This is a genomic window from Micromonospora sp. PTRAS2, from assembly GCF_054052245.1.
This window is the reverse complement of the sequence record NZ_JBSWBU010000001.1, coordinates 743,146-762,028: the sequence shown is the minus strand read 5'-3', so window position 1 is coordinate 762,028 and position 18,883 is coordinate 743,146. Positions and strand designations below refer to the sequence as shown.

Annotated in this window: 21 protein-coding genes; 16 read left to right on the top strand and 5 right to left on the bottom strand. The window is 73.6% G+C overall.

The genetic code is table 11. From position 1 onward, the window contains the following. The first annotated feature begins 41 nt into the window (after positions 1 to 41). The 13 genes from ACVMYR_RS03675 (at position 42) to ACVMYR_RS03615 (ending at position 9,635) form a co-directional block, all read left to right on the top strand. Positions 42 to 413, top strand: a complete 372-nt coding sequence (locus tag ACVMYR_RS03675) for a hypothetical protein (protein WP_353900007.1) — start codon at positions 42 to 44, stop codon at positions 411 to 413. A gap of 88 nt (positions 414 to 501) precedes the next feature. Beyond that, a complete protein-coding gene (locus ACVMYR_RS03670; RefSeq protein WP_077935472.1) occupies positions 502 to 1,134 on the top strand; it encodes a DUF4178 domain-containing protein in 633 nt (210 codons plus the stop codon). Positions 1,135 to 1,137: 3 nt separating this feature from the next. Further along, positions 1,138 to 1,701 carry a DUF2617 family protein gene (locus ACVMYR_RS03665; protein ID WP_043961145.1) on the top strand — a complete coding sequence of 188 codons (564 nt, stop codon included), beginning with the start codon at positions 1,138 to 1,140 and terminating at the stop codon, positions 1,699 to 1,701. Then, positions 1,698 to 2,123 (top strand): DUF4247 domain-containing protein, encoded by a 426-nt coding sequence (locus ACVMYR_RS03660; protein WP_091282625.1) that lies wholly within the window; start codon positions 1,698 to 1,700, stop codon positions 2,121 to 2,123. The genes ACVMYR_RS03665 and ACVMYR_RS03660 overlap by 4 nt, the downstream gene beginning before the upstream one ends. 34 nt (positions 2,124 to 2,157) lie before the next feature. Beyond that, the gene (locus tag ACVMYR_RS03655) at positions 2,158 to 2,580 is read left to right on the top strand and encodes a DUF350 domain-containing protein (RefSeq protein WP_043961148.1); all 423 of its coding nucleotides are present in this window, start codon (positions 2,158 to 2,160) and stop codon (positions 2,578 to 2,580) included. Further along, a complete protein-coding gene (locus ACVMYR_RS03650; RefSeq protein WP_396789263.1) occupies positions 2,580 to 3,362 on the top strand; it encodes a hypothetical protein in 783 nt (260 codons plus the stop codon). The genes ACVMYR_RS03655 and ACVMYR_RS03650 overlap by 1 nt, the downstream gene beginning before the upstream one ends. Further along, entirely contained in the window at positions 3,359 to 4,954 is a 1,596-nt protein-coding gene (locus ACVMYR_RS03645) for a polyamine aminopropyltransferase (protein WP_396789264.1), read from the top strand. The genes ACVMYR_RS03650 and ACVMYR_RS03645 overlap by 4 nt, the downstream gene beginning before the upstream one ends. Positions 4,955 to 4,994: 40 nt before the next feature. Next, on the top strand, positions 4,995 to 5,978 hold the full coding sequence (locus ACVMYR_RS03640) for a hypothetical protein (RefSeq protein WP_077935474.1): 984 nt from the start codon (positions 4,995 to 4,997) through the stop codon (positions 5,976 to 5,978). Between the two features lie 57 nt (positions 5,979 to 6,035). Continuing rightward, complete coding sequence (locus ACVMYR_RS03635; protein WP_077935475.1) at positions 6,036 to 6,950, top strand: hypothetical protein; 915 nt, start codon at positions 6,036 to 6,038, stop codon at positions 6,948 to 6,950. A gap of 111 nt (positions 6,951 to 7,061) precedes the next feature. Then, positions 7,062 to 7,673 (top strand): hypothetical protein, encoded by a 612-nt coding sequence (locus ACVMYR_RS03630; RefSeq protein WP_396789265.1) that lies wholly within the window; start codon positions 7,062 to 7,064, stop codon positions 7,671 to 7,673. A 33-nt stretch (positions 7,674 to 7,706) separates the two neighbouring features. Continuing rightward, positions 7,707 to 8,492: an SDR family NAD(P)-dependent oxidoreductase gene (locus ACVMYR_RS03625; RefSeq protein WP_043961155.1), complete on the top strand. Its 786-nt coding sequence runs from the start codon at positions 7,707 to 7,709 to the stop codon at positions 8,490 to 8,492. Between the two features lie 168 nt (positions 8,493 to 8,660). Further along, complete coding sequence (gene pyrE, locus ACVMYR_RS03620) at positions 8,661 to 9,200, top strand: orotate phosphoribosyltransferase (RefSeq protein ID WP_043963685.1); 540 nt, start codon at positions 8,661 to 8,663, stop codon at positions 9,198 to 9,200. 57 nt (positions 9,201 to 9,257) lie between these two features. Further along, complete coding sequence (locus tag ACVMYR_RS03615; protein ID WP_007073957.1) at positions 9,258 to 9,635, top strand: ArsR/SmtB family transcription factor; 378 nt, start codon at positions 9,258 to 9,260, stop codon at positions 9,633 to 9,635. Between the two features lie 182 nt (positions 9,636 to 9,817). Here ACVMYR_RS03615 and ACVMYR_RS03610 read toward each other — a convergent pair whose 3' ends face one another. From ACVMYR_RS03610 to ACVMYR_RS03595, 4 genes are all read right to left on the bottom strand, one after another. Then, complete coding sequence (locus ACVMYR_RS03610; protein ID WP_091282610.1) at positions 9,818 to 10,693, bottom strand: DedA family protein; 876 nt, start codon at positions 10,691 to 10,693, stop codon at positions 9,818 to 9,820. A gap of 96 nt (positions 10,694 to 10,789) precedes the next feature. After that, positions 10,790 to 13,312: a polynucleotide kinase-phosphatase gene (locus ACVMYR_RS03605; RefSeq protein WP_457121102.1), complete on the bottom strand. Its 2,523-nt coding sequence runs from the start codon at positions 13,310 to 13,312 to the stop codon at positions 10,790 to 10,792. Further along, entirely contained in the window at positions 13,309 to 14,775 is a 1,467-nt protein-coding gene (locus ACVMYR_RS03600; RefSeq protein WP_457121101.1) for a 3' terminal RNA ribose 2'-O-methyltransferase Hen1, read from the bottom strand. Before ACVMYR_RS03600 ends, ACVMYR_RS03605 begins: the two co-directional genes overlap by 4 nt. Positions 14,776 to 14,915: 140 nt before the next feature. Beyond that, positions 14,916 to 15,128, bottom strand: a complete 213-nt coding sequence (locus ACVMYR_RS03595; protein WP_077935479.1) for a hypothetical protein — start codon at positions 15,126 to 15,128, stop codon at positions 14,916 to 14,918. A 127-nt stretch (positions 15,129 to 15,255) separates the two neighbouring features. Here ACVMYR_RS03595 and ACVMYR_RS03590 point away from each other — a divergent pair, with 127 nt between their 5' ends. Together ACVMYR_RS03590 and fbaA are read left to right on the top strand one after the other, a co-directional pair. Next, positions 15,256 to 15,639, top strand: coding sequence for a phage holin family protein (locus ACVMYR_RS03590; RefSeq protein WP_077935480.1), 384 nt, complete (start codon positions 15,256 to 15,258; stop codon positions 15,637 to 15,639). 178 nt (positions 15,640 to 15,817) lie between these two features. Next, entirely contained in the window at positions 15,818 to 16,840 is a 1,023-nt protein-coding gene (fbaA, locus tag ACVMYR_RS03585; RefSeq protein WP_077935481.1) for a class II fructose-bisphosphate aldolase, read from the top strand. A gap of 57 nt (positions 16,841 to 16,897) precedes the next feature. Here fbaA and ACVMYR_RS03580 read toward each other — a convergent pair whose 3' ends face one another. Beyond that, positions 16,898 to 18,112 (bottom strand): LOG family protein, encoded by a 1,215-nt coding sequence (locus ACVMYR_RS03580; protein WP_176734283.1) that lies wholly within the window; start codon positions 18,110 to 18,112, stop codon positions 16,898 to 16,900. Positions 18,113 to 18,437: 325 nt separating this feature from the next. Between ACVMYR_RS03580 and ACVMYR_RS03575 the strand changes: the two genes are divergently transcribed. Next, the gene (locus tag ACVMYR_RS03575; RefSeq protein ID WP_077935482.1) at positions 18,438 to 18,866 is read left to right on the top strand and encodes a DUF3151 domain-containing protein; all 429 of its coding nucleotides are present in this window, start codon (positions 18,438 to 18,440) and stop codon (positions 18,864 to 18,866) included. Positions 18,867 to 18,883 lie beyond the last annotated feature (17 nt).

The following is an 18,883-nucleotide window of genomic DNA, read 5'->3' as shown; positions in this document are numbered from 1 at the left end:
TTTGCGTTAACAGGGGGCCCCTCCTTTCAAGGGGGTTGAGGATGGGCGATCGGCTCGATGCGGCCGTGCGGGAGCTGGCGGGCACCGACACCCTCGCCTTCGGCGGGGTCGGCTTCGCCGGCACGGTGCTGCCGGAGACCGAGGCGTACTTCGAGGTCGAGCGGCAGCTCGACGCGCACCCGGAGCGGGCCCGGCGGAAGGTCGACTGGCTGCTGGCGCACGGCTCGCCGGCCGGCCGGGCGTACGCGGCGACCCTGCTGGGGCGGGTCGACCCGGCCGCCGCCCGCGCCGCCTGGGAGGCGCTGCGCGGCTCCGAGGCCGAGTTCGTCACCTTCGCCGGCTGCATCATGGGCCGGACCAAGCTGGGTGAGTACGCGAACACGCAGCTCAACCGGCCCGAGGACGGTTCGTAACTGAGTCGTCACTCAACTCCGCTCGGGTTTCGCCACGTGCGCGGGGTTGTTACCGTCTCCGCCGACGCGACTGGGGGAGGCGATCGGGTTGAACGGTTCGGTGGCGTATCTGGTGACGGCGGCGGGCTGCCTCATCGCGGTGGCCGGTGTCGTCATCGCCGTGGTGGCGATGCAACGTTCCCGTAGGCGCACGGGCGGGCGGCCCGGCCCGGTGGACCCGTTCCGGGACCGCGACGCCGACGCGCTGCGGGGCGACCCGCGCCGGCTGAGCCCCGGCGACATCGTCGAGATCCGCGGCACCTCGTACGGGGTGCGCGGCTCGGTGCTGCTCAGGGAGGGCAGCTGGACCTGGTCGGAGCACCTGCTCGACGACGCGGCCGGTGGCCAGCTCTGGCTCTCCGTCGAGGAGGACCCCGATGTGATCATGGTGCTCTGGACGACCGATCCGGCGCTCACCATCACCCCGGGCGCGCCGAGCATCGACCTCGACGGTCACCGGTACGTCAGCAAGGAGGCCGGGCACGCGCGGTTCACCGCCACCGGCAGCACGGGCCTCGACCCGTCCGGCGCGATGCGCTACCACGACTACCGGGGCCCGGGGAAGCTGCGGCTCTCCTTCGAGGCGTACGGCAACGCCGCCTGGGAGGTGGCGCGGGGCGACGAGCTGCACCGCTCCGACGTGATGATCTACCCGCAGTCCGGGCCGGGGAAGGTGAGCTGACCCGTGCTGGTCACCCTCGACGCCCCGTACGTCGACACCAGCGCCGCCGACCTCAGCCTCGCCCTCGGCGACGGCGAACGCCCCGCGCTGCACGTGCTCGACCTCGACCTGCCCGGCGGGATCCGGCTGCGGCTGCGGCTGCTCGGCGCGTCCCACCAGGTGGTGTTGCGCGCGGCCGGCACCGAGCTGACCGAAACCGTCGCCTGCCTTCCCGGCCGCCCGCCCGAACTGCCCGCCACCCGGCTGGACGAGGCGAACGGCTACCGGTTCACCGCCACCGTGCTGCGCCCGGCCGGGGCGGAGCTGAGCACCCGGGTCGCCGCGCTCCGCGCCGAGCTGGCCGGCGACCCGTACGCGCTGGTCGGGGTGTTCCCCGGCGACGCCGACGCGGTGACCGCCCTCGCCGTGCGCACCGACCCGCCGGACGGGGCGGTCGGCTGGCGCACCTGGCACGCGTACCCCCAGACCAACGAGCTGGTCCTGACCGAGACGGTGGTGGCCCTTGTGAGCGCGAGGAGTGAGCCGGGTCTGCGAGCCCCGCAGTCGCGAACGGAGGTGGCGCTGTGACGTACCGACGCTGGTTCGTGGTGGGAGCGGCGGTCGCCGTGGTCGGCGCGCTGCTCGCCGCCTTCGCGATCTTCTACGGCAACTTCTCCCCGCGCGGCTACGTGCAGGACCGGTACAACCGGGCGGCCAGCCGCGACATCGGCCGGGACGCCGTGGCGTACACCTCGACGAAGACGCCCAGCCAGGTCGCCAAGGAGGTCACCGACGCCTGGCAGCCGGCCGACCAGTACGTCGACGGCAGCGGCGTCTACCTGCGCTACGACGACGACTCGGTGGTGATCCTGCCGATCGCCGCCGGCTCGGTGATCCTGCTCGAACGCCTCACCACCGCCTACCCCCGTTACCACTCGACCGTCGGGTCGCACTGGGGCTGGGGACGCGGCAGCACCGTCCGGGGCGGCGGCCCCGGCGCCGGCAAGTAGCCCGACGAACGCCCCTCACCCTGGAGTGTCCCCCTTGCAGAACCTCGTCACCGATCTGCTGGTCACCCTCGCCTACGGCGTGGTCGGCGTCGTCCTGATGGGCATCGGCTACGGGCTGGTCGACGTGGCCACCCCCGGCAAGCTGCACGAGCTGATCTGGACCGAGCGCAACCGCAACGCCGCCCTGCTGCTGTCGTCCAACCTGCTCGGCGTCGGCACCATCGTGGTCGCCGCGATCGTCGCCAGCGAGGACGACTTCGTGCTCGGCCTCGTCGGCGCGGCGGCGTACGGGATCGTCGGCCTGGTCATCATGGCCGCCGCGTTCCTGCTGCTCGACGCCGTGACCCCGGGGCGGCTCGGTGAGCTGCTGGTCGACCCGGAGCCGCACCCCGCCGTGTGGGTGTCCGCCGTCGTGCACCTCGCCACCGGCGCGATCATCGCCGCCGCGATCAGCTGATGGCCGCCGGCAAGCACCCGGGCGGCGGGCGGCCCGGCCAGCCGGCGGCGAAGAAGTCGTCGGCCGCCAACGGCTGGGTCATCGCGCTGGTGACCGTCGTCCTCGTCGGCGGCTGCATCGGCATCGGCGTGGTCAACGGCGACTCCGGCGGCACCACCGTCCCCGCCCCGGCGGCCGACGAGCGGGCCGACACCGTGCCGATCCTCGCCCAGGCCGCCAGCAGCCAGGGCGTCTGCTACGGCTGGCGGCTGGAGAGCTGGTACGGCTCCACCCCGGTCAGCGTCGGCTCCAACCTCGGCGACGGGGTCCCCGTGGTCGACGACCCGGCCTGCCCGCGCTGGGTCGAGGTGACCGCCGACGTCCGCTACACGTCGGAGAGCAGCGAGAGCAGCGACTCGGCGACCATCAACGTGACCGGCTCGCCCGACATCGACCGCGCCGACCTGTACGCCGTCGAGACCGGCCTCGCCCGCTTCGGCCTCGACTCCGACGTGTTCGTCGACGACCCCGGCTGGGCGGTCTGCCGGGCCGCCGTGGCGCTGCCGCTGCTGCTCGCCGAGACCGGCGTGGTGTCGCCCGCCGCCGCCCCCACCGCGCAGCCCGGCGCGACCGCCGCCCCGCTGCCCGACGCCGGCAGCGACTTCTGGCGGGACCGCTGGGGCTGGCTGCTCGCCACCGGCGGGCTGCTGCTGGTCACCGCGCTGCTGTTCACCGTCGGGTTCGTGCAGCGCAGCCGGCAGCGCGCGGCGGCGCCCGCCGGGCGTACCCCGGGGAAGGCGTGACCACCGAGGTGCCGGCGGCGGTCGACGGCGAGGCCCCCGCCGCCCGGCCGCGCTGGCGGCTGGCCCGCTCGGCGGTGCTGGTCGCGGTCTTCGTCTGCGCCGCCTGCGGCCTGGTCTACGAGCTGGCCCTGGTCGCGCTCGGCAGCTACCTGATCGGCGACGCCGTCGGTCAGGCGTCGATCGTGCTCGGCGTGATGGTCTTCGCGATGGGCGTCGGCGCGCTCGCCGCGAAGCCGTTGCAGTCCCGGGCCGCCGCCGCGTTCGCCGTGGTCGAGCTGGTCCTCGCCCTGCTCGGCGGGCTGTCGGTGCTCGGCCTCTACGCCGCGTTCGCGTGGCTCGACCTGTACGGCCCGGCGCTGGTCGGCACCGCGTTCGTGCTCGGGCTGCTCATCGGCGCGGAGATCCCGCTGCTGATGGTCATGCTGCAACGCATCCGCCAGCAGTCCGCCGGCAGCGCCGTGGCCGACCTGTTCGCCGCCGACTACGTCGGCGCGCTGCTCGGCGGGCTGGCCTTCCCGTTCCTGCTGATCCCGGTCTTCGGGCAGCTCAAGGGCGCGCTGGTGGTCGGCGCGGTGAACGCGGTGGCCGGCGTGGCGCTGGTCTGCACCGTGTTCCGGGCGGAGCTGAGCCGCCGGGCGCGCGTCGCCGTCGGCGCCGGCTCCGTCGTGGTCGCGCTCTGTTTGGGGTACGCCTGGGTCACCGCCGCCGACTTCGAGGTGACCGCCCGGCAGCAGCTCTACCGCGACCCGGTGGTGCACGCCGAGCGCAGCCGCTACCAGGAGATCGTGCTGACCCGCTCGGTGCGGGAGGTCGGCCACGCCGACACCGACCTGCGGCTGTTCCTCAACGGCGACCTCCAGTTCAGCTCCGTCGACGAGTACCGCTACCACGAGGCGCTCGTACACCCCGCGCTGAACGGCCCGCGCGGCGAGGTGCTGGTGCTCGGCGCCGGCGACGGGCTCGCGGTGCGGGAGATCCTGCGCTACCCCGACGTGCGGCGGGTGACCGTCGTCGACCTCGACCCGGCCGTGGTGGCGCTGGCCCGCAGCGAGCCGCAGCTGCGCGAGCTGAACGGCGACGCGTTCGCCGACCCCCGGGTGCGGGTGGTCAACGTTGACGCGTTCGGCTGGCTGCGCTCCGCCACCGAACGGTTCGACGTGGTCGTCGCCGACCTGCCCGACCCCGACGAGACGGCCACCGCCAAGCTCTACACCGTCGAGTTCTACGCGCTGGTCCGGGCGGTCCTCGCCGACGGCGGGCGGCTCGTCGTGCAGTCCGGCTCCCCGTACTTCGCGCCCCGGTCGTACTGGTCGATCGAGGCGTCGGTACGCGAGGCCGGCTTCGCCACCGTGCCGTACCACGTCGACGTGCCCAGCTTCGGCGACTGGGGGTTCGTGCTCGCCGCCCCGGGTGCCGCCCCGCCCGCGCTGGCGCTGCCCGCCGACGCCCCCCGGCTGCGCTTCCTCACCGCCGGCACGCTGGCGTCGGCCGCGAACTTCCCCGCCGACCGGGGCCGGCTCGACGTGCCCGCCTCCACGCTGCTGCGGCCCAGGGTGCTGGAGTACGCCCGCGTCGAGTGGCGCGGCTACTAGCGTCGGGACCATGGTGCGCGGACCGTCGCGTCGTCACTGGATGCCGCCCCGGGCGCTGGCCGCGGCGGCGTACCTCCAGGCGTTCGTGCTGTCCGGGGTGGCCGCCGTGCTGCTGACCCGGGTGCTCCTGCGGGCCACCGGCTATCCCCAGCTCGGCGGCGGCGGCCTGCACATCGCGCACGTGCTCTGGGGCGGCCTGCTGCTGGCCGCCGGCCTCGGCGTGGCGCTGGTCTTCCTCGGCGGCGCGGCCCGGATGACCGGCGCGATCCTCGGCGGGATCGGGTTCGGCCTGTTCATCGACGAGGTGGGCAAGTTCGTCACGGCCCGCACCGACTACTTCTACGCCCCCGCCGCCGGCATCATCTACGCCGTCTTCGCGGTGCTGGTGGTCATCACGCAGGCGGTCCGGGAGCGGACCCGGCTGATCCCCGAGGAGCGGACCGCGAACGCCCTGGACGCCGTGGCCGGCGGCCTGATCGACGGGCTCACCGACCGGCGTCGGGCGCAGGTGCTGCGGCTGGCCCGGGGCTCCGGCGCGGAGACCGAGGCCGCCGTGGCCGCGCTGCTCGACGCGGTGCCCCGCCGGGAACCGCCGCCGCCCCGGTTCTGGCAGCCGTGGCTGGCCCGCGTCCGCCGGGTCGCCGTCGGGCTGACCGACCAGCGGTGGGTGGTCCGTTTCGTGGTGCTCTACCTGGTGGTGGAGCCGGCGCTGACCGTGGTCGGGGTGGCGGTCGACGGCGTCACCGGGGCGTTGGACGAGGAGCGGGAGTGGGGCGCGGTGCTCGGCGTGTCGGCGTCCGCGCTGGCCACGGCGGTGCTCAGCATCGCGGCGGCCGTCCGGCTGCGGCGGGACCGGATCGGCGCGTTCCGGCTGTTCAAGCTGGCGATCCTGGTCGACCTGCTGTTCGGGCAGATCTTCAACTTCACCGTCAACCAGTTCGGGGCGGTCGCCGCGCTGGCCTTCGACCTGTTCCTGCTCGCCGTGGTGACGGCCGAGCACCGCCGGCTGTCCCGGGCCCGCTGACGGGCGGCACGGGACTCCGGACGATACCGTGACGTCGTGATCTAGAAGGGAGAAGTCATGGTCGATACCCACAGCACGCCGTCGCGGGCCCGTCCGGGCATCGTGACGATCTCCAGTTACCTGCTCATGTTCTTCGCTCTGCTCCAGCTGCTCAACCTCGTCACGACGATCGCCGTGGCCGGCAAGCTCCGGCAGGGCTTCGAGGACGCGTTCGCGGGCACCGCGAGCGGGGCCGAGGGGTTGGGCACCTTCGTCGTCGGCTTCGCCATCGGCAGCGCCGTGCTGATGCTGGTCCTCGCCCTGGTCCTCGTCGTACTGGCGATCTTCAACAACCGGGGCAGCAACGGCAGCCGCATCACCACCTGGGTGCTCGGCGGCATCCTGCTCTGCTGCGTCGGCGGCAGCATGATCAACGGCGCGGCCGGCTCGATGGGCGGGCCGTCGGCCGGCGGGGACGCGCCGAGCGCCGAGGAGATCGAGCGCAGCCTGACCGCGGCGCTGCCCTCCTGGTACACCCCGGTCAGCCTGCTGCTCGGGGTCGCGGGCCTGCTCGCCGTGCTGGCCGCGCTGATCCTGCTGGCCCTGCCGAAGGCGAACGAGTTCTTCCGCAAGCCGAAGCAGGGCTGGGAGCCGCCGGTCCCGGGTGCCGCCTACCCGGCGTACCCGCAGCAGCCCGGCTACCCGCAGACCCCGGGTTACCCGGCCACCCCCGGCTACCAGCCCGGCCACCCGACGTACCCGCACGGGACCCACAGCTCGTCCACCCCGGACCAGTCGCCCTACCCGGACCAGCCGGGGCCGTCCCCGTCCGACCGGCCGGACCCGTCCGGGCCCGGGCAGGGTGGCGACCCGGGGCCGTCGCCCTCCAGCGGCTCGTCGGACTCGGGCTGGTCGTCCGGCGGCTCCTCGGACTCCGGCTCCTCGTCCGGCGGTTCGTCGGACTCGGGCTCGTCCTCCTCGTCGTCGGACTGAGCATCGATGCCGCCCCGCCCGCGACCAGCCGGGCGGGGCGCGCCGGATAACGGCGACACCGACCGTCCCTCCGAGTAGGTTCCAACCGGACGCCTACCGGAGGGACTCGTCGTGTCGTACCCCGATCAGGTGCCGGCCCGTCGCCCCGCGGCCGTCGGGCTGGCGGCGGCGGTGCTGCTGCTGATGGCCGCCGGTGCCGTGGCCTCGGCGGTCGCCGCGCTGCTCGCCCTCGGCGGCACCGTCGGGCGGTTCCGGTCGGCGGCGGCCGGCACCTCGGCCGGTGCGGCGGAGGTCGACGACGCGGTCCTCCTTCTGCGCGGCGCGACGATCGCCTCGGCGGTGGTGACGGTGCTGGTGGGCGTCGTGCTGGTCGGCCTGGCGGCCGGGCTGCTCGCCGGCCGGCCAGGGGCCCGGCTGGCGACCTGGGTGGTCTGCGGGCTGGGCGCGCTGTTCGGCTGCTGCGCGGTGGCCGCGCTGGTCGGCCAGCGGGCCGTGCCGCTGCGGCTGTCCGCCGGCGACCGGTCCGCCGCCGAGTTGCTGGGCCTCGTCGGCGACGCGTACCCGGAGTTCTGGCTCGCGGCCAACGCCGCGCTTTCGGTCGGCCAGGCGCTCGGTTACCTTGTGGTAGCCGCGTTGCTGGTCTCGCCGAGCGCCAGCGCCTGGTTCCGCCGGCGGCACCCCGCGCCGGCACCGACCGCCGCCCCGCACCACCCGCCCCGCTGAGGATCGTCCGTGACGCCAGAGCAGGTCCCCGCCATGCGCCGTGCGCTGGTCACCGGCGCGACGGCGGGCATCGGCGCGGAGTTCGCCCGCCGGCTCGCCGCCGACGGCTGGGCCCTGGTGCTGGTGGCACGCGACGCCGCCCGGCTGGCGGAGAAGGCCGCCGAGCTGACGGGCCGGTACGGCCACCCCGTCGAGGTGATCCCGGCGGACCTGTCCACCGCCGACGGCTGCGCCGACGTGGAACGGCGGCTGGCCGGCGACGAGCAGGTGGACCTGCTCGTCAACAACGCCGGGATCAGCCTCAACCAGCCGTTCCTGCGGTCCTCGATGGCCGATGAGTCCCGCCTGCTGGGGCTGAACGTGCACGCGGTGCTGCGGTTGACCCGCGCGGCGGTCGGCCCGATGATCCGGCGGGGCGACGGGGCAGTGATAAATGTCTCTTCGGTCGCCGGCTTCGGTCCCGTGATGCCGGGATCGACGTATCCGGCGAGCAAGGCGTGGGTGACGGCCTTCAGCGAGTCCGTCGACCTCGCGACCCGCCCGCGTGGAGTACGCGTGATGGCCCTCTGCCCTGGTTACACCCGCACCGGCGCGCACGAGCGGATCGGGATCGACATGTCCGGCACGCCCCGTCTGATGTGGCTGACCGCCGAGCAGGTCGTCGACGAAGCCCTGCGTGACCTGCGGAAAGGCCGCACGGTCAGCGTTCCGTCACGGCGTTACAAGCTGGCCGTCGCGGCGGTGCGGCACGCTCCCCGGGGGCTGCTGCGCCGGTTCGCCCGGGACACCCGGGGCCGCGACGACCGTCGCCCCGGCTGACCTGCGGCGCAGCGGCGGCAGACCGTCCCCTTCGGCGGTTCGGCCGACCCGGCCCGGCTAATCGATCGCACAGAGTAGCCGAATATCGCCAACCATCGGTCGCCCGTGGGGCTGACCGGGGTGGACCCCACACACACCTCCCAGACTTGCGCAGTACCCTCTATCGCCATGGGGGACCACGACGACCTGCGTAAATTCATCATCGACCTGGCTGTGGTCCACGGGCGGGTGGTGCTCTCCTCCGGTCGGGAGGCGGACTGGTATGTCGATCTGCGACGTGTCACGCTCCATCACCAGGCCGCTCCGTTGGTCGGTCGGGTGCTGCTCGACCTGACCGCCGACTGGGAGTACGACGCCGTCGGTGGCCTGACCCTGGGCGCCGATCCGGTGGCGCTCTCCATGTTGCACGCCGCGTCGGCGACCGACCGGTCGCTCGACGCTTTCGTTGTCCGTAAGGCGGGTAAGGCTCATGGTCTGCAACGCCGCATCGAGGGGCCGGACGTGGCCGGACGACGGGTACTGGCGGTCGAGGACACGTCGACGACCGGTGGCAGCGTGCTGACCGCAGTAGAGGCGCTGCGCGAGGCCGGAGCCGAAGTAGTGGGTGTGGCGGTTATTGTTGATCGTGGCGCCGGCGACGCGGTGGAAGCCGCCGGACTGCCGTATCGGGCGGCCTATACGTTGGCTGACCTCGGCCTTGTGGCCTAAAAGTTTGCCGATTCGGACTTGCTGATATGCAGGCGGATCGATGCTGCTGGTGGAAGGATGGAATACGTGGGAACTGCGTTGGCTGAAATGACCATGCCTCAGATCTCGCCGCTTGCCGGCGAGCCGATCGAACGCGCCGACGCCGAGCGGCTGGCGGGGGTCCTCAAGGCCCTTGCCGACCCTGCTCGGCTGCGGCTGCTCAGCCTGATCCAGTCGGCCCCCGAGGGCGAAGCGTGCGTGTGCGACCTGACCGCGCCGCTCGGCCTCTCCCAGCCGACGGTCAGCCACCACCTGCGTATCCTCACCGAGGCCGGCTTGCTGGAGCGGGAGAAGCGCGGGGTCTGGGCGTACTACAGGTTGGTGCCGACCGCGATCGCCACGATCGCGGATCTGCTGACCCCGCCGCGTAAGCGGGCCACCAAGAAGGCCCGCTGACGAGGTTTTCCGTTCCGGCCGTCCCGCCTCAGGACGGCATCGGGTGGCGTGCAAGGGGTGGCGCCACCACCGGACGGTGACGCCTGCCCGGGTAACCGGCAGTCGCCTCGTTACTTGATTGCGGCTTGAACGATGGCCGGTCCCGTCGAAACGGGACCGGCCATCGACGTACGCCTTCTCCGTCAGTGGCCCTCGCCGCGCTCCGGCCACCGACCGCCGTCCTGCGGCGGCTGCTGCGGGAACTGCTGCTGCCCGTGCGGGGCCTGACCGTGGTGGTCGTGGTGGTGGTGCTCGACCGCGTCCCGGACGGCCTCCACCGCACCGGCCGCGCTGGCCGCGGCGATCACCGTCATGACCTCGCCCCGCTTGCGGGCCCGCCGGTCGCGGAGGAACTCGAAGAAGATCGGCAGCACCGAGATCAGGATGATCAGCGCGACCACCGGCAGGATGTACCGGTCGATCTTGTCGCCGATCGCGTTGTAGATCTGCTCGGCCAGCAGGTAGCCGATCAGCAGGATGCCGTCCACCCACAGGATCGCCCCGACGACGTTCCACAGGAAGAACTGCTTCGCCGGCATGCCGAGCACGCCGGCCACCGGGTTGAGGAACGTGCGGACGATCGGGATGAACCGGGCCAGCACCACGGCCTTGGCCGGGCCGAACTTCCGGAAGTAGTGCTCGGCCTTCTCCACGTACTCCCGCTTGAACAGCCGCGAGTTGGGGCGCTCGAACATGCGCCGGCCGTACCGCGCGCCGAGCCAGTGCCCGAGCTGCGCACCGACGATCGCGCAGATCGGGCCGCCGATCAGCAGCCCGACCAGGGAGAGCCGGGTGCCGTCGCCGAAGATCGCGTCCGCCACCGGCGAGGCGGCGACGCCGGCCAGGAACAGCAGCGAGTCGCCCGGGAAGAAGAAGCCGACGAGCAGCCCGGTCTCGGCGAACAGGATCACCCAGACACCGATCAGCCCGAAGGTCTGGAGTAGATCCTTCGGATCGAGCGGGTTCAGGGCGACGGTCTCGGAGACCGCCCGTGCCTTCTCTGCTGTGTCCACGGCCACACAGGGTACCGAACCCGGAACCGGTCGCGCTCCGCGCCGCCCCGGACCGGGCCGGCCGCCGCCCGCACCGGCGGGGGCGACCAGCCCGGTCCCGCCTCACAGGCGCGGGTCGACCGGCTCCGACTCGCAGGCCAGGACGGCGAAGACCAACTCGTGGCGACGCCACAGCGGAGCGCCGTCCGCCAGCGCGGCCAGGGCCGCCAGCCCGAGCGCGTGCTCGCGCAGGGCCAGCCCCCGCTTGCGCCCCAGCGACCGGCGGCGCAGCGCGGCCAACTGCTCCGGCTCGGTGTACCCGGGACCGTAGATGATCCGCAGGTACTCCCGGCCCCGGCACTTGATGCCCGGCTGGAGCAGCGACCCCTTCGGCGACCGGGCGGCCAGCCCCGCGTACGGCTTGACGACCATGCCCTCCCCGCCGGCGGCGGTCAGCGCCAGCCACCAGTCGGTCGCGTCCGCCTCGGCCGAGGCGTCGGCCAGGTCGACGACCCGCCGCCGGGTGACCGTGAAGAACCCCGGGTCGGCGGCGCACAGCCGGTCGGCCAGGTCCAGGTGCCAGCCGTGGTCCCGCTCGACGTGGCTCGCCCCGGCGGAGGCGAGCACCGCGAACGGGGCGAGGGTAACCCCGGCCAGCCCGTCCGTCGGTGCCACGTACGCCCGGTAGGCCGCCGAGTACGCCTCGACGTCCGCCCGGCGGGCCGCCATCCGCGCCCGCAGGTCGCCCACCGGCAGCCCCCGCCCGGCCGCCGCGTCCAGGGTGGCGAGCACCGCCGGCAGGGCCGCGCGGCCCGCCGCGCCCACGCTCGCGTACTGCTCGCGGATCAGCCCGCCCGCCTTCGCCGACCAGGGCAGCAGCTCGCAGTCGAGCAGCAGCCAGTCGGTGTCCAGCTCCGCCCAGAGCCCCGCCGCGCCGACCGCCGCCCGGACCCGGCCCAGCAGCTCGCCGTCCAGCGGCGGGCCGAAGAACGGTCGGCCCGTGCGGGTGTGCACCACCCCGCCGCCCGGCCCGAACGGGCCGCCGTCCGGGTCGCGGCAGACCAGCACCACCGCCCGCGAGCCCATGTGCTTCTCCTCGCACACCACCCGGTCGACGCCGGCCGCCCGGTAGTCGGCGAACGCCTGCGCCGGATGCTCCAGGAACCCGTCGGCCGTGGCCGTGGAGCAGGGCGCCATCGTCGGCGGCAGCCAGGTCAGCCAGCGCGGGTCCACGGCGAACCGGCTCATCACCTCCAGCGCGGCGGCGGCGTTCTCGGCCGGCACGGTGAGCGTCCCGTACGCGTGCTCGACGTGCCGCCGACCGGTCACGTCGCGCAGGTCCAGCACCGCGTCCGGGCGGGCCGGGGCGGGCGCGACCAGCGGGCGGACCGGGGCGTACCACTCCTTGACCGCCGGGACGGAGACCAGCTCCTTCTCCGGGTACCGCAGCGCCGTCAGCTTCCCGCCGAACACGCAGCCGGTGTCGACGCAGATCGTGTTGTTCACCCACTCCGGCTCCGGGGTGGGCGTGTGCCCGTACACGACCGTTGCCGAGCCCCGGTAGTCGCGCGCCCACGGGTAGCGCACCGGCAGGCCGTACTCGTCGGTCTCGCCCGTGGTCTCCCCGTACAGCGCGAACGACCGGACCCGGCCCGACGCGCGGCCGTGGTATTCCTCCTTGAGCCCGGCGTGCGCGACCACCAGCCGGCCGCCGTCGAGCACGAAGTGGCTGACCAGGCCGTCCACGAACGTCGCGACCTCGGCCACGAACGCCGGGTCCTCCGCGTCGAGCTGGGCCATCGTCTCGGCCAGGCCGTGGGTGAGCCGCACGTCCCGGCCGCGCAGCTTGCGCAGCAGCTTCTGCTCGTGGTTGCCCGGCACGCAGATCGCGTGGCCGGCCGCCACCATGCCCATCACCAGGCGGAGCACCCCGGGGGAGTCCGGGCCGCGGTCCACCAGGTCACCGACGAAGACGGGGGTACGCCCGGCCGGGTGCACCGCGTCCACCGGGCGGCCCGCGTCGTCGCGGCGCAGCACGTAGCCCAGCCGGAGCAGCAGCGCCTCCAGCTCCTCGCGGCAGCCGTGGACGTCGCCGACGATGTCGAACGGGCCGGTCAGCTCCCGCCGGTCGTTGAACAGCTTCTCGTAGCGGATCTGCGCCGCGTCGATCTCGTCGACCCCGCGCAGCACGCGCACCTTCCGGAAGCCCTCCCGGGCCAGCCGCCCGTACGACTGCCGCAGGTCCCGCTGCATCCGGGTCAGCACCTGCCGGCCGTGGGTGCGGTCGGCGCGCCCCTGCGTGCGCTCCCACGCCACCGCCTCCGGCACGTCCAGCACGATCGCCACCGGCAGCACGTCGTGCTCGCGGGCCACCCGGACCAGCCCGGCGCGCGCGTGCGGCTGGAGGTTGGTGGCGTCCACGACGGTGAGCAGGCCGCGCCGCAGCCGGATCCCCGCCACGTGGTGCAGGGCGTCGAACGCGTCGGCGGAGGCCGACTGGTCGTTCTCGTCGTCGGCGACCATGCCCCGGAAGGCGTCGGAGGAGAGCACCTGGCTCGGCGCGAAGTGCCGCCGGGCGAAGGTGGACTTGCCGGAGCCGGAGACGCCGACCAGCGCCACCAGGGCCAGCTCGGGAATCTCGATCACGCGGCCTTCTCCTTCGTGCCCGTTCCTGCGGTCGTCGCTTCCGTGGTGCGGAACACGGCGAGCTGGGTCGGCGGACCCACCTCCGGATCGTCGTCACCGACGCCCCGGAGCTGCGCCGCATAGCCGTACGTCGCCGCGACCCGGTCCACCCAGGCCGCGAACTCGGCCCGGGTCCACTCGAAGCGGTGGTCGGCGTGCCGGAACCGGCCCACGCCGAGCCCCTCGTAGCGGACGTTGTGCTCGACGTTCGGCGTGGTCACCACGACCGTCGCCGGCCGGGCGTGGCCGAACACGGCGTCCTCCAGCGCCGGCAGGCGCGGCGGGTCGACGTGCTCGATCACCTCCATCAGGACCGCCGCGTCGTACCCGCGCAGCCGGTCGTCCCGGTAGGTCAGGGCGGACTGCCACAGCCGGATCCGGTCGCGCTGCCGCTCCGGCAGCCGGTCCAGCCGCAGCCGGCGGGCCGCCAGCGTCAGCGCGTGCGCGGACACGTCCGTGCCGACGACCTCCGTGAACCGCCGGTCGCCCACCAGGGCGGACAGCAGCGCGCCCGGACCGCAGCCGAGGTCCAGCACCCGGGTCGCCCCGCTTTCCGCGAGCGCGGCGAGCACCGCCTCCCGGCGGCGCAGCGCCAGCGCCGGCCGGCGCGGGACCTCCGCGCGGTCCTCCTCGGCCACGCTGTCGGCGGGCGGCTCCTCGGCCAGCCGCTGCTCGGCGAGCCGGGCCATCGCCTCCCCCGCGAGGGCGCGGCGGTGGGCCAGGTAGCGGCGGGTGATGGTGGCCCGCTCCGGGTGGTCGGCGAGCCAGCCCGCACCGGCCCGGAGCAGCTTGTCGATCTCGTCCGGGGCGACCCAGTAGTGCTTCGCGTCGTCGAGGACGGGCAGCAGCACGTACAGGTGGTTGAGGGCGTCGGCGAGCCGCAGCGTGCCGGTGAGCGTCAGGTCGACGTACCGGCTGTCGCCCCACTGCGGGTGCGACTCGTCGAGCGGGATCGGGGTGGCCGTCACCGCCCAGCCCAGCGGGGCGAACACCCGCTCGGCCAATTCGCCGCCGCCCCGGCAACGCAGCACGGGGACCCGCACCTCCAGCGGGATCGGCGCGGCGGCCAGCTCCGGCCGGTCCCGGGACTCGCCGCGCAGCGCCGAGCGGAACACCTTGGCCAGCGCCGAGGCCAGCAGGCTCGACGCGGCGTACGGCCGGTCGTTGACGTACTGGCCGAGGGTGAAGGTGTCCGGGGTGGCCGCCTGCCGGTGGCCCCGGCCCCTGCCGTGCCCGCCGGCCAGCCGCAGCGGGTCGACGTCGACGATCAGGGCGGCGGTGCAGCGCTGCTCGTCGGCCTCCGGGTAGAGCACGTGCGCCGCGCCGACGGGCAGCTCGAAGGAGTGCATCCGGTCCGGATGCTTGACGAGCAGGTAGCCGAGGTCGGTGGCGGGACGGTGCGTCGTGGTGAGGGTGAGCAGCACGGCCCCATGGTGTCAGGGGCCTCGATCTTGCGTCGTCCGCTTTTCGGTGCGGTGCTTGGTTGTGGTGGTTGCGGTGGGGGGCTCCCCGGAAACCCTTCGTGGTGTCGGCCGGCGCTCTGGTGGCTCGGGGCCGTGGGTGCTCAGCGGTAGTCGTCCTCGTCTGCGGCGACGATCCGGGCCTGCTCCATGGCGTCCCAGTCGCCGACCTCCAGGCCCCGGCTCGGCTCGCCCTCGCTGTCGGCCGGGTCGGCGGAGGTGGCCTGCTCCACGGCGTCGGCCGCCGGGGCCTCCGGGTCCCGCTCCTCCGGCGCGAGGTGGTCGCTCGGGGTGAAGTCCTCGTCGGGCTGACCCATCGTCCCTCCCTGAATCGGCGGAAAGCTACCCACACCGTACGGGCTGGCCGGGGCTGCCGCTCGGTGGCGGGGGTGGAGTCGGCGGATTCCCTCCTCCGGATCGGTCCGGCGGTGCCAGGATGGTGCCGTGGGCTTCCTGATCCGGCTGGCGATCACCGCGATCGCGTTGTGGATCACCACGCTGATCGTGCCCGGCGTCGACGTGGGTGGCCGCAGCGGCGGCAACACCGCGCTGACCCTGGTGGCGGTGGCGTTGATCTTCGGCGTGGTCAACGCGGTGCTCAAGCCGGTGATCAAGGTGGTGGGCTGCGTCTTCTACCTGCTGACCCTGGGGCTGTTCGCGCTGGTGGTCAACGCGCTGCTGTTCCTGCTGACCGACTGGATCGCCCGGCACCTGGACCTGCCGTTCCGGGTGGAGGGTTTCTGGCCAGCCTTCTGGGGGGCCATCGTCATGGCGGTGGTGACCTGGCTGATCAGCGTCGCCGTGCCGGACAACCTGGCGGACCGGTGAGGCTCCGACCGGGTGCCGCCGGGCCCTGCGGGCGGCCCGCGCGGCGGCCGGCCATGGGCCGGTTTCGTCCGTGGCCACCTCCTGCGGGATACTTCCGGCGGAGGACAGCGCGGTCCGGCGCACCCACGGAAGACAGCGGCCGGTGACGGCCGACAGCGGTAAGTAAGGAGCGTTCGACATGCCCATCGCTTCCCCCGAGGTCTACGCGGAGATGCTGGACCGCGCCAAGGCGGGCCGGTACGCATACCCCGCGATCAACGTGACGTCCTCGCAGACGCTGAACGCGGCGCTCAAGGGCTTCGCCGACGCGGAGAGCGACGGCATCATCCAGGTCTCCACCGGCGGCGCGGAGTACCTCTCCGGTCCGTCCGTGAAGGACATGGTCACCGGCGCGGTGGCGTTCGCCGCGTACGCGCACGAGGTCGCGAAGAAGTACCCGGTCAACGTCGCGCTGCACACCGACCACTGCCCGAAGGACAAGCTGGACAAGTTCGTCCGGCCCCTGATGCAGATCTCCAAGGAGCGGGTCGCCGCCGGCCAGGAGCCGCTGTTCCAGTCGCACATGTGGGACGGCTCGGCCGTGCCCGTGGCGGAGAACCTGGAGATCGCCGCCGAGCTGCTCGACCGGGCCGCCGAGGCCAAGATCGTCCTGGAGATCGAGGTCGGCGTCGTCGGCGGCGAGGAGGACGGCGTCGAGAACGCCATCAACGACAAGCTCTACACCACCGTCGAGGATGGCCTGGCCATGGTCGAGGCGCTCGGCCTGGGCGAGAAGGGCCGCTACATGGCGGCGCTGACCTTCGGCAACGTGCACGGCGTCTACAAGCCGGGCAACGTGAAGCTCCGGCCGGAGATCCTGAACAACATCCAGGAGGCCGTCGCCGCCAAGTACGGCAAGGAGAAGCCGCTCAGCCTGGTCTTCCACGGCGGCTCCGGCTCGCTGCTGTCCGAGATCCGCGAGGCGCTGGACTACGGCGTGGTGAAGATGAACATCGACACCGACACCCAGTACGCCTTCACCCGGCCCGTCGCCGACCACATGCTCCGCAACTACGACGGCGTGCTGAAGATCGACGGCGAGGTCGGCAACAAGAAGCAGTACGACCCGCGCACCTGGGGCAAGCTCGCCGAGGCCGGGCTCGCCGCCCGCGTCGTCGAGGCCTGCGAGCACCTGCGCTCCACCGGCACCAAGCTCAAGTGACGTTAGGAAGGGCCCCTTGTTATCGCCCAGGCGATAACAAGGGGCCCTTCCTTGCACCTAGCCGGCCGTCAGGACGCGGACCGCCTCGTGCACGTCGTCGGTGAGGTGCACCGTGCCCGACAGGTCGCCGAACGGCGAGGCGGCCAGCAGCGGGCGCAGCAGCGACTCCACCGGCAGCTCCGTCGTCCAGTACGCCCGGTCGAGGAAGACGTACGCGCCGCTCGCCCCGTCCGTGCCGTAGTAGGTCTTCGTCGCCGCCTGGAACACCTCCTGCACCGTGCCGGCCCGGCCGGGCGCGAAGACGATCCCGCCCCGGGCCAGCCGCAGGATCGTGTCCTCCCGGATGGCGTTCGAGAAGTACTTCGCGATCCGCCCCGCGAACAGGTTCGCCGGCTCGTGCCCGTACAGCCACGTGGGGATGGCCAGCCCGCCGGCCCGCGCCCAGCCCAGATCCAGGTTGAGGTCCGGGTCGCGCTGCCGGGGCACCGCCGGGGCGTACCGCACCCGGACCTCCAGGGCGGCGGACGTGTACCGGTCGTGGTCGGTGAAGTCCGGCGCGGTCGCGAGCAGGTCGATCGCCGCCGTCAGCTCCCCGGCCGGCCGGGTCGACAGGTACGCGCCCAGGTTGGCCGCCTCCATCACGCCCGGCCCACCACCGGTCACCACCAGCCGGTCGGCCCGCGCCAGCTCCCAGCCCAGCACCGCCGCCATCCGGTACGGCACGCTGCCCCGGCGCACCGCGTGCCCGCCCATCACGCCCACCACGGACTGCGGCCCGTGCGCGGCCAGCCAGGCCCGGGTGGCGTCGACCAGCGCGTTGTCCACGCCGTGGTCGTGCAGCCGTTGGCCGAGCGCCTCCTTCACCTCCGGCAGCGCCCCGCCGTGCGCCCGGAAGTGCTCGTACACCCGGGTGTCGTACATGCCGGCGAAGCCGCCCTCGGCGAACCCGGCGGCCAGGTCCTCGGGCGTGTACAGGTGCGACGGCTGGGTCGGGTACGGCAGCCCGGAGAAGGGCGGCACCACGTTCGCGCCACGCCGGACCAGGTCGGCGCCCACCTCGCGGGAGGCGAACCGGCAGCCCACGAAGAGGGTGCCCGTCACCTCCGTCCCGCTCAGGTCGGGGACCGGGTCGACGTCGAGGCGCAGGCCCTGCACGGTCAGCCCGGCCAGGCTTCCGCCGGCCAGCCGCTGTTCGAACGCGCTGCGGGTCTCGATCTCGGTGGCGCTGGTGTCGTGCGGGGAGAGCACGTCCGCGGGAGGTGGGGTCGGCACGACGCCATCCTGCCCACCCGGGTCAACCCCGCAAACCATCCCGTACGCACAGGAGCCCGGCGGCGAGGCCACCGGGCTCCTGCTCCAACCGGGTCCTGGGGAGGCTCCGGACCAATAGTTGTAGTGGAAAACATCACCCGTCGGCATGGGCCGCAGGTCCGGCCCCGGGAACCGCAGGTCCGGCCGGGGCGAACCGCAGGTCCGGCCATCATGGACCGCCGGGTCGGTGCCACGACCACAGGCGTGACGAAAGCCTCAACCGTTCAGGTGGCCGGGTCTGCGGACCCCCTCGCGCGGCGCAGAGCGAAGCGGGTTGAATGGGACGATGCAGAACCTGTTGCCTGAGCCACCGGCCACCCTCCTGCCGGCCCACGACGAGGCCGACACCACCCTGGCCGCCGCCGAGGAGGCCGGCACCGACGAGGCGTACGCCGAGGTCGCGGCCCGCTTCCCGACCTACAGTGCGGGCTGGGGTGCGCTCGCGAGCCGGGCCCTGGCCGACGGCCAGGTCGTCCCCGCGTACGCCTACGCCCGGACCGGATACCACCGGGGTCTCGACCAGCTGCGCCGCAGCGGCTGGAAGGGCCACGGCCCGGTGCCCTGGTCGCACGCGCCGAACCGGGGCTTCCTGCGCTGCCTCTACGTGCTCTCCCGGGCCGCCGGCGAGATCGGCGAGGCGGACGAGGCCGCGCGCTGCGCCCAGTTCCTGCGCGACTGCGACCCGGCCGCCGGGGACGCCCTGGCCAGCGCCTGACCCATCCCGAGCAGGTG